At 64.4% G+C, this 9,320-nt stretch carries 9 protein-coding genes; 3 read left to right on the top strand and 6 right to left on the bottom strand.

Features of this window, described 5'->3' with window-relative positions:
- The 3 genes from ENZ74_RS11780 to ENZ74_RS11770 all read left to right on the top strand — a co-directional run.
- Positions 1–434, top strand: a 434-nt coding sequence (locus ENZ74_RS11780; RefSeq protein WP_348630693.1) for an HlyD family efflux transporter periplasmic adaptor subunit, incomplete at its 5' end; no start/stop codon positions are given.
- Complete coding sequence (locus tag ENZ74_RS11775) at positions 431–1,510, top strand: efflux RND transporter periplasmic adaptor subunit (protein WP_024503446.1); 1,080 nt, start codon at positions 431–433, stop codon at positions 1,508–1,510. The genes ENZ74_RS11780 and ENZ74_RS11775, both read left to right, overlap by 4 nt.
- Entirely contained in the window at positions 1,507–4,605 is a 3,099-nt protein-coding gene (locus ENZ74_RS11770) for an efflux RND transporter permease subunit (protein ID WP_063169982.1), read from the top strand. The genes ENZ74_RS11775 and ENZ74_RS11770 overlap by 4 nt, the downstream gene beginning before the upstream one ends.
- 12 nt (positions 4,606–4,617) lie before the next feature.
- Here the strand turns inward: ENZ74_RS11770 and ENZ74_RS11765 are convergent, their stop codons facing one another.
- The 6 genes from ENZ74_RS11765 to ENZ74_RS11740 all read right to left on the bottom strand — a co-directional run.
- The gene (locus tag ENZ74_RS11765) at positions 4,618–4,932 is read right to left on the bottom strand and encodes a hypothetical protein (protein WP_063169981.1); all 315 of its coding nucleotides are present in this window, start codon (positions 4,930–4,932) and stop codon (positions 4,618–4,620) included.
- Positions 4,933–4,977: 45 nt separating this feature from the next.
- Positions 4,978–5,727 (bottom strand): ABC transporter ATP-binding protein, encoded by a 750-nt coding sequence (locus ENZ74_RS11760; protein ID WP_013527922.1) that lies wholly within the window; start codon positions 5,725–5,727, stop codon positions 4,978–4,980.
- Positions 5,724–6,569, bottom strand: coding sequence for an ABC transporter ATP-binding protein (locus ENZ74_RS11755; protein ID WP_063169980.1), 846 nt, complete (start codon positions 6,567–6,569; stop codon positions 5,724–5,726). Before ENZ74_RS11755 ends, ENZ74_RS11760 begins: the two co-directional genes overlap by 4 nt.
- Positions 6,570–6,579: 10 nt before the next feature.
- Complete coding sequence (nikC, locus tag ENZ74_RS11750; RefSeq protein WP_013527924.1) at positions 6,580–7,500, bottom strand: nickel transporter permease; 921 nt, start codon at positions 7,498–7,500, stop codon at positions 6,580–6,582.
- Positions 7,497–8,564, bottom strand: a complete 1,068-nt coding sequence (locus ENZ74_RS11745) for an ABC transporter permease (protein ID WP_013527925.1) — start codon at positions 8,562–8,564, stop codon at positions 7,497–7,499. The genes nikC and ENZ74_RS11745 overlap by 4 nt, the downstream gene beginning before the upstream one ends.
- Positions 8,565–8,582: 18 nt before the next feature.
- The coding region (locus ENZ74_RS11740; RefSeq protein ID WP_245470946.1) for an ABC transporter substrate-binding protein at positions 8,583–9,320 on the bottom strand (738 nt) is incomplete at its 5' end.

Below are 9,320 nucleotides of genomic sequence, written 5' to 3'. Positions count from 1 at the left end.
CCAAGACACCGGCATCGCCTGCGGTGACGATCACGCTGTTGTCCGATCCGCAGGTCAGGGCAACGGGCAAGGTCCGCGAAATCTCGCCTGCGGTCGACCCGGCTTCGGGCTCGATCCGGGTCAAGGTCGCCATTCCCGACACGCCCGCCGGCATGCCGCTGGGAGCAGCCGTCATCGGCTCGGTAAGCGCCAAGCCGGCGAAGGCGATCCTGCTGCCCTGGCAGGCGCTGACGTCCAGCGGCGGCAAGCCGGCGGTCTGGATCGTCGATCCCTCGACCAAGGCGGTGACGATGGCGCCGGTCGAAGTGCTGGCGTTCAATTCGGGCACGGTCGTGATCGCCAGGGGACTGGACGAAGGCCAGAGCGTCGTCACCGCTGGAGGACAGCTGCTCAGCCCTGGACAGACGATCGAGATATCGGGAGCGGGCCAATGAGCCGGACGCCGCGCATCCTGCTCGGCGTGCTCATGCTCGGCGCGCTGGCATCCTGCTCCAGGTCGGAGGAAAAGCCGCCCGAGATCATCCGGCCGGTGCTGTCGATGGTGATCGAGCCGCGCACCACGCAAGTCTTCGGTTTTGCCGGATCCGTCGAACCGCAGGTCAGCGCCGATCTGGCCTTCCGTCTGCTTGGCCGGGTCGTCTCGCGCGACGTCCAGGTCGGCGACATCGTCAGCAAGGGCACGACGATAGCGGCACTCGATCCGACCGCGCTGGAGTTGTCGCTCCAGGCGGCCAAGGCGGAACTGTCCAATGCCGAGGCGCAGTTCGCCAACGCCGCCGCCAGCGAGGAACGGCAGCGCCAGTTACTCGCCTCGGCCAACGCCACGCAAGCTGTCTTCGACGCCGCGCAGCAGGCGCGCAAAGCTGCGGAGGCAGGTGTCGAGCGGGCCAAGGCCTCGCTTGCCAAATCGCAGGAACAGCTCGGCTATGCCAGGCTGTTCTCTGATTTCGACGGTGTCGTCACCGCTGTCGGCGCCGAAGTTGGCCAGACGGTCTCGCCCGGCCAGACGGTCGTCACCGTGGCGCGCTCGGACCTGCGCGAGGCGGTGGTCGACATTCCCGACCAATTGACCGGTGATCTCGCGGCCGGCACGCCCTTCCAGGTCATCCTGCAGTCGCTGCCGACGATCCAGACCGGGGCTAAGCTGCGCGAGATCGCACCGCAATCCGAGGGCTCGACCCGCACCCGGCGCGTCAGGTTGACGCTCACGGATCCGCCACAGGCCTTCCGGCTCGGCTCCACGGTGACGGCGACCCGCGTGACCAAGGTGGCACCGACGATCGAACTGCCCATGTCGGCGCTGTTCGAAAAGAACGGTTCCGCGAAAGTGTGGATCGTCGACCCGCAGACATCGAGCGTGAACGCACGCGACATAAAGGTCGCGTCGAAGAATGGCGGCACCTTCACGGTGACCGAGGGGCTGGAGGCCGGCATGCGTGTTGTCACGGCGGGCGTCCACAGCCTGAGCGAAGGCCAGAAGGTGACAGTGCCCGAGGGAGGGGCCTCATGAAAGGCTTCAATCTCTCCGACTGGGCGCTCAACCACCGCTCCATGGTCTGGTATTTCATGCTGGTCTTCGTCGTGGCTGGCGTGTTCTCCTACCTCAATCTCGGCCGTGAAGAAGATCCCAACTTCACCATCAAGACGATGATCATCCAGGCCAACTGGCCGGGCGCCTCGGTCAAGGAAACCGTGCAGCAGGTGACCGACCGGATCGAGAAGAAACTCGAGGAACTCGACAGCCTCGACTACACCAAGTCCGTCACCACGGCCGGCCAGACCGTCATCTTCGTCAACCTGAAGGACACCACCAAGGCACGCGATGTCGTGCCGAACTGGATTCAGGTGCGCAACATGGTCAATGACATCGGGGCACAGTTTCCGCAGGGTGTGCAGGGCCCGTTCTTCAACGACCGCTTCGGCGACGTCTATGGCAACATCTACGCCTTCACATCGGACGGGCTGACGCCGCGCCAGTTGCGCGACTATGTCGAGGATGCCAGAACAAAGATCCTGACCGTGCCCAACGCCGGCAAGGTCGACCTGGTCGGCGCCCAGGACGAAGCGATCTATCTCGAATTCTCAACCCGCCAGATCGCCGCCCTCGGCCTCAACCAGCAAGCGATCGTCGCCAGCCTGCAGGCGCAGAACGCGATCACGCCGTCCGGCGTCATCCAGTCCGGGCCGGAGCGCATCAGCGTGCGTGTCGGCGGGCAGTTCACCTCCGAGGAAAGCCTGCGCGCCATCAATCTGCGCGTCAACGACCGCTTCTTCCGCCTGAGCGACGTAGCGACGATCACACGCGGCTATGTCGATCCGCCGACGGCACTGTTCCGTTTCAACGGCCAGGACGCGATCGGGCTCGCCATCGGCATGAAACCCAACGCCAACCTGCTCGAATTCGGCGAGGCCCTGCACAAGGAGATGGACAAGGTGCTGGCCGACCTGCCGGTCGGCGTCGGCGTGCATCTGGTGGCCGACCAGCCGGTCATCGTCGAGGAGGCCGTCTCGGGCTTTACGCGTGCGCTGTTCGAGGCGGTCGCCATCGTGCTCGCCGTGTCGTTCATCAGTCTCGGCATGCGCGCCGGCTTCGTCGTGGCGCTGTCGATCCCGCTGGTGCTGGCCATCACCTTCACCGTCATGGCCTATCTCGGCATTTCGCTGCAGCGTATTTCCCTGGGTGCGCTGATCATCGCGCTCGGCCTTCTGGTCGACGACGCGATGATCGCGGTCGAGATGATGGTGGCGCGGCTGGAGGTCGGCGACAATCTGCGCAAGGCAGCGACCTATGTCTACACGTCGACCGCCTTTCCGATGCTGACCGGTACGCTGGTAACTGTCGCCGGCTTCATCCCGATCGGCCTCAACAACAGCGCCGCCGGCGAATATACCTTCACCCTGTTCGTGGTCATCGCCGTTTCGCTGCTGGTGTCATGGATCGTGGCGGTGCTGTTTGCGCCACTGCTCGGCGTCACCATCCTGCCGGCGACGATGAAAACCAAGCATCACGACCAGCCGGGCCGCTTCACCTCACTGTTCCGGCGCGTGCTTGTCGGCTCGGTGCGCCATCACTGGCTGACCATCATCGCCACCGTGTCGTTGTTTGCCGGCTCGATCGCCGGCTTCGGCCTGGTGCAGCAGCAGTTCTTCCCGCCATCGGACCGGCCGGAGCTGATCGTCGACTGGAACCTGCCGCAGAATTCTTCGATCGCCGACACGCGCGACCAGATGGAGCGGTTCGAGCAGCGGGCGCTGGTCGGCAATCCCGACATCGACCATTTCTCGTCCTATATCGGCCAGGGCGCGGTGCGTTTCGTGCTCGCCTATGACGTGCAGCCGGCCAACCCCTATTTCGGCCAGACCGTCATCGTCACCAAGAGCATCGAGGCCCGCAACCGGGTCAAGCCGGCGCTGGAAAAGCTGCTGCGCGAGGAGTTCGTCGGCACCGACGCCTTCGTCAAGCCGCTCGAACTCGGACCGCCGGTCGGCCGCCCCGTGCAATACCGCGTCGGCGGTCCCGACATCCAGACGGTGCGCGAACTGGCGCAGCAATTCGCCGGTGTCATCTCCGCCAATCCAAAGCTCGCTGCGCCGACCTTCGACTGGAACGAGCCGCAGCGGGTGCTGAGGGTCGACGTGCTGCAGGACAAGGCACGCCAGCTCGGCATCACCTCCTCCGACATCGCCAGCGCGCTGAACAGTACGGTCGGCGGCGCCACCATCACGCAGGTGCGCGACGCGACCTACCTGATCAATGTCGTGGCCCGCTCCCGCGGGGCCGAACGCGGCTCGATCGAGACGTTGCAGAACATGCAGTTGCCGACCAGCACCGGCGAGGCGATCCCGCTCGCGGCGGTCGCCAACTTCCGCTACGATCTGGAGCAACCGACGGTGTGGCGACGCGATCGCATCCCGACCATCACCGTGCGCGCCGGGCTGGTCGGCGACGTGCTGCCGGCCACGGTCGTCAACGAACTGAAGCCATCGGTCGATGCCTTCACCGCCAAGCTGCCGCCGGGCTATTCGATCGCCACCGCCGGCTCGGTCGAGGAGAGCGCCAAAAGTCAGGGACCGATCGCCGCCGTCGTGCCGTTGATGCTGTTCGTCATGGCAACGATCCTGATGGTGCAGTTGCAAAGCTTCCAGCGCCTGTTCCTGGTCGTGGCGGTGGCGCCGCTCGGCCTGATCGGCGTGGTGGCGGCCCTGGTGCCGAGCGGAGCGCCGCTGGGCTTCGTCGCCATCCTGGGCGTGCTGGCGCTGATCGGCATCCTGATCCGCAATTCGGTCATCCTGATCGTGCAGATCGAGGATCTTGTTCGAGAGGGCAAGGACCGCTGGGCGGCGGTCATCGAAGCGACCGAACACCGGATGCGGCCGATCGCACTGACGGCGGCGGCCGCCAGCCTGGCGCTGATCCCGATCGCGCGTGAAGTGTTCTGGGGTCCGATGGCCTATGCGATGATGGGCGGCATCATCGCGGGTACCGCAATCACGCTGCTGTTCCTGCCGGCGCTTTATGTGACGTGGTTCAGGATCAAGGAGCCGAAGGGCCGGGAAGAGCCACCCGTTCTGGAGAGCGGCGAACTGGCGCAAGGCTCAGCCTAAGGCTTTGCCTGATCATTCGTTGTCGTTGGAGGGCACAGGGCGCGACCTGGCGCGTTGCCATGGCGACGATTTCGAGGTGCGCCAAGCGTGCCAGCCTTCTGGCAAGTCCGCCAACGCCTGGATGCTTTCGTCCCGCTGCACAACGTTTTGCAAGCTGACGATCATGATATCGCCTTCGTCAACAGGTCCGGTTTCGCTGTTGTGGAATTGCCAACTGCCGTCGTCATCGTCATGTGAGACGTATGTAATCCAATCGCCGCGGGTAACGACTGCCCTATCCACAAACACCGCGACATTGGGCGGATCCGCAAACTTCCATTCCTCCATGGGAATTCCCCAAGATGGTTGTTCGGCGCAAAAGAGAAAACGAATTCAAGCGGTTCTCACAAACCCGTCGCTGGCCCGCAACAGATTGCGCGTATAGTCCTTGGTCACGCGGCGCTCGACAAGGTCTGCCGCCGCCAGATTCTCCACCGCCTCGCCGCTTTGCATCACCATCAGCCGCTCGCACATATGGGTGATGATGGCGAGGTCGTGGCTGACCATCAGGAAGGTCAGCTTGCGGCGCTTGCGTACCTCTTCCAGCAGGTTGAGCACTTCCGCCTGCACCGAGGCATCGAGCGCCGAGGTCGGCTCGTCGAGCAGCAGGATCGACGGTTCCAGAATGAGCGCACGCGCGATCGCCACGCGCTGGCGCTGGCCGCCGGAGAGCTGGTGCGAATAGCGAAACCGAAAACCGTTGCCGAGGCCGACTTCGTCGAGCGCCCGCTGGATACGCTTTTCGCCGTCGGCAAAGCCATGGATGGCAAGCGGCTCCTGCAGCAGACGGTCGACGGTCTGGCGCGGGTGCAGCGACCCGTACGGATCCTGGAAGACCATCTGCACTTCACGGTAGAAGGCCTTGTCGCGGCGCGCGCCGAGCGTCTTGCCGTTGACGACGATGCCGCCCGATGCAACCGGCGCAAGGCCGGCGATGGCCCGCAGCAGCGTCGATTTGCCGGAGCCGGATTCGCCGACCAGGCCGAAGGATTCGCCCGGCTGCACGTCGAGGCTGACGCCTTTCAGTGCGCGAAAACGGTCGAAGATCACTTCCAGCCTGTCGACGGCAATCGCAGAAGTCATGCCGCCCACTCCGGCTTGCGGTCGAGCACCGGCAGCGGGTGGCGGTCGGCACCGATCTTGGGCATGCAATTGAGCAGGCCGCGCGTGTAGGGATGCTGGGCCTGGCCGAGTTCGGACGCCTTGAGCTGCTCGACCACCTTGCCGGCATACATGACGATGACGCGGTCGCAGAAGGACGAGACCAGGCGCAAATCGTGCGAGATGAAGATCAGCCCCATGCCACGCTCACTGACCAGCCGGTCGAGGATGCCGAGCACATCGAGCTGCACGGTGACGTCGAGCGCCGAGGTCGGCTCGTCGGCGATCATCATTTCCGGACCGGCGATCAGCATCATGGCGATCATGGCGCGCTGGCCCATGCCGCCCGAAACTTCATGCGGATGCAAATTGAAGACGCGAGAGGGATCACGGATCTGCACCGCCTCCAGCATGGCCAATGCACGGTCGCGCGCCTCCGCCTTGCCGACCTTTTCATGGGTGCGCAGCGTCTCGACGATCTGGCGACCGATGCTCATCACCGGGTCGAGCGAATATTTCGGATCCTGCAGGATCATGGCGATGCGCTTGCCGCGCAGCTTCCTGCGTTCGCGTGGCGAGACGGTGAGCAAATCGATGCCGTCGAAGGCGAGCTTGTTGGCCGATATCCGCGCCTGCGGTGGCGTCAGGCCCATGATGGCGCGGCCGGTCTGCGATTTTCCCGAGCCGGATTCGCCGACGATGCCGAGCCGTTCGCGGCCGAGCGAAAAGGAAACGCCGCGCACCGCCTCGATCAGCCCGGTGCGGGTCGGGAAGGTGACGCGCAGGTCGTCTACGTTGAGAAGCGTTTTCGTTTCTCCGCTCATTGGTCGCCGCTCATTGGTCGCCACTCCGCGGATCGAGCGCGTCGCGCAGGCCGTCGCCAAGCAGGTTGAAGCCGAGGCTGACGATGAGGATGGCGAAGCCCGGCGCACCGGCCACCCACCACTGGTCGAGCACGAAGCGGCGGCCGGACGCGATCATCGTGCCCCATTCGGGCAGCGGCGGCTGCGCGCCGAGGCCGAGGAAACCGAGCCCGGCGGCGGTCAGGATGATGCCGGCCATGTCGAGCGTCACCCTGACGATCAGGGACGAAATGCAAAGCGGCATGATATGGCGCAGCACGATGCGGAAGGGCGAGGCGCCCATCAGTTGCACCGCCTTGATGTAGTCGGAATTGCGCACCGTCAGCGTCTCTGCCCGCGCGATGCGGGCGTAGGGCGGCCATGAGGTGATGGCGATGGCCAGCACCGCATTCTCGATGCCGGGGCCAAGTGCTGCGACGAAGGCCAGCGCCAGGATCAGCTTGGGAAAGGCGAGGAAGATGTCGGTGATGCGCATCAGGATGGCATCGGTCCAGCCGCCGGCATAGCCGGCCACCGTGCCGACCAGAAGGCCGATGGGTGCGGCGATGATGGCGACCAGGATGACCACGTAAAGCGTCCAGCGCGAGCCGTAGAGGATGCGCGACAGGATATCGCGGCCGAGATCGTCGGTGCCGAACCAGTGCTCGGCGCTCGGCGCCAGCAGGCGCGCGTTCTTCAGGTCGCCGAACGTTGGCGAATAAGGTGCCAGCACGCCTGCAAGGGCGGCAACGACCAGCAGGGCAATGATGATGAGCAGGCCCAGAAACGCCAACCGGTTGGCGGAAAAGCGCCGCCACGCCACATAGGCGCGGCCGAGCCTTGCCTGCATGCGCGAGGCCGGCCGCTCGCTGAGCAGCCAGTCGCGACGGCTCTGGATGGTGTCGACGCTCATGCGGACTTCGTCCTCGGATCGAGCACCCGATACAGCAGGTCGGAGAGAAGGTTGATGGCGATGAACACCGAGCCGATGACGATGGTGCCACCGAGCACCGCATTCATGTCGGCGTTCTGCAGCGAATTGGTGATGTAAAGGCCGATGCCCGGCCATGAGAAGACGGTCTCGGTCAGCACCGAACCTTCCAGCAGTCCGGCATAGGACAGCGCGATCACCGTCACCATCGGCACCGCTGCGTTGCGCAGCGCGTGGCCCCAGATGATGCGGGTTTCCGACAGGCCCTTGGCGCGCGCCGCGACGATATATTCCTGCGACAATTCGTTGAGCATGAACGAGCGCGTCATGCGGCTGATATAGGCGAGCGAGAAATAGCCGAGCAGCGAGGCCGGCAGGATGATGTGGCGGAAGGCGTCGTAAAAAACGTCCCACTGCCCCTGCATCGCAGAGTCGAGGAGATAGAAGCCGGTGATCGGCGTAAAGGTGTATTCGTAGACGACGTCGAGCCTCGCCGGGAAGGCAACCCATTGCAGCTTGGCGTAAAACAGCACCAGCCCAAGCAGCCCCAGCCAGAAGATCGGCACGGAATAACCGATCAGGCCGATGACGCGCACGATCTGGTCGATGAGGCTGCCGCGCCTGACCGCGGCCAGCACACCGAGCGGCACGCCGAACAACGCGCCGATCAGCGTTCCGAGGGTCGCCAGTTCCGTCGTGGCCGGAAGCGCCCGGCGAATGTCGGTCATGACCGGATTGGTGGTCAGCACGGAGACGCCGAAATTGCCGTTCAGCGCATTCTTCACATAGATGTAGAACTGCTCGATCAACGGCAAATCGAGGCCCATCTCGCGGCGCGTGCGCTCAACCACATTGGCCGGCGCCCGGTCGCCGAGCACCGCCAGCACCGGGTCGATTGGAATGACGCGGCCGATGAAGAAGGTGACCGCGAGCAGACCAAGATAGGTCGTGATCGCAATGACCAGGAAACGGCCAAGCGATGATGCAACAGCGACGGCGCGGGCGCTGCCGCGCCCCGCCGCCACTTCTTTTTCAACCGCGCTCATGCGGCGTGTCCGCGAGCACTATTCCTTGGACACCGGTCCGACGAAGTTGGTGTCGAAGCTCGGGCCGAGCGCAAAGCCCTTGAGGTTCTTGCGCAGGCCGGCCACTTCCAGCTGCTGGTGGATGACGACGAAGGGGCTGGTGTCGAGGATTTTCTTCTCGAGATCCTTGTACATGTCGGCGCGCTTGCCGGCATCCTTCTCGAGCAGTGCCGCTTCCGTCTGCTTGGTCAGGTCCGGAATGTCCCAGGCGTTGCGCCAGGCCAGCGTCTTGGTCTTGGCCCCATCCGAATTGTCCGGGTTCGAGGCAAAGGTCTGGGCGTTGGAGTTCGGGTCGAAATAATCCTGGCCCCATTGGCCGATATAGATGTCGTGGTTGCGGGCGCGGTATTTGGTGAGCGTCTGCTTGCCGTCGCCCGGGATGATCTCGAGCTTGATGCCGGCCTGTCCGAGCGTCTGCTGGATCGATTCCGCCATCCCGGTCGTCGGCTGGCCGGTGCGTACGTCCATGGTTACGCTGAAGCCGTCGGGCAGACCGGCCTTGGCCAGCAATTCCTTGGCCTTGGCGACATCGAGCTTGAACGGATTCTCATCCAATTCGCCGAGCACGCCCTTGGGCAGGAAGGTCTGATGGATTTCGCCGATGCCCTTGAGGATGGTGGAGCTCAAGGCATCATAGTCGACCAGATACTTGAACGCCTGGCGCACCTCCGGCTTGGCGAGGTTCGCGTTCTTCTGGTTGAGGCTGATGTAATAGAC

The sequence above is a fragment of the Mesorhizobium sp. M7A.F.Ca.CA.002.15.2.1 genome, assembly GCF_003998715.1.
GTDB classification, from domain to species: domain Bacteria; phylum Pseudomonadota; class Alphaproteobacteria; order Rhizobiales; family Rhizobiaceae; genus Mesorhizobium; species Mesorhizobium ciceri.
Note: the sequence above shows the minus strand (reverse complement) of the source record. Positions and strands in the feature narration are given on the sequence as shown.

Excerpts from the sequence above, each read along its gene's own strand:
- ENZ74_RS11775 (WP_024503446.1), top strand. The coding sequence starts at position 431 with ATGAGCCGGACGCCGCGCATCCTGCTCGGCGTGCTCATGCTCGGCGCG.
- ENZ74_RS11770 (WP_063169982.1), top strand. The coding sequence starts at position 1,507 with ATGAAAGGCTTCAATCTCTCCGACTGGGCGCTCAACCACCGCTCCATG.
- ENZ74_RS11765 (WP_063169981.1), bottom strand. The coding sequence starts at position 4,932 with ATGGAGGAATGGAAGTTTGCGGATCCGCCCAATGTCGCGGTGTTTGTG.
- ENZ74_RS11760 (WP_013527922.1), bottom strand. The coding sequence starts at position 5,727 with ATGACTTCTGCGATTGCCGTCGACAGGCTGGAAGTGATCTTCGACCGT.
- ENZ74_RS11755 (WP_063169980.1), bottom strand. The coding sequence starts at position 6,569 with ATGAGCGGAGAAACGAAAACGCTTCTCAACGTAGACGACCTGCGCGTC.
- nikC (WP_013527924.1), bottom strand. The coding sequence starts at position 7,500 with ATGAGCGTCGACACCATCCAGAGCCGTCGCGACTGGCTGCTCAGCGAG.
- ENZ74_RS11745 (WP_013527925.1), bottom strand. The coding sequence starts at position 8,564 with ATGAGCGCGGTTGAAAAAGAAGTGGCGGCGGGGCGCGGCAGCGCCCGC.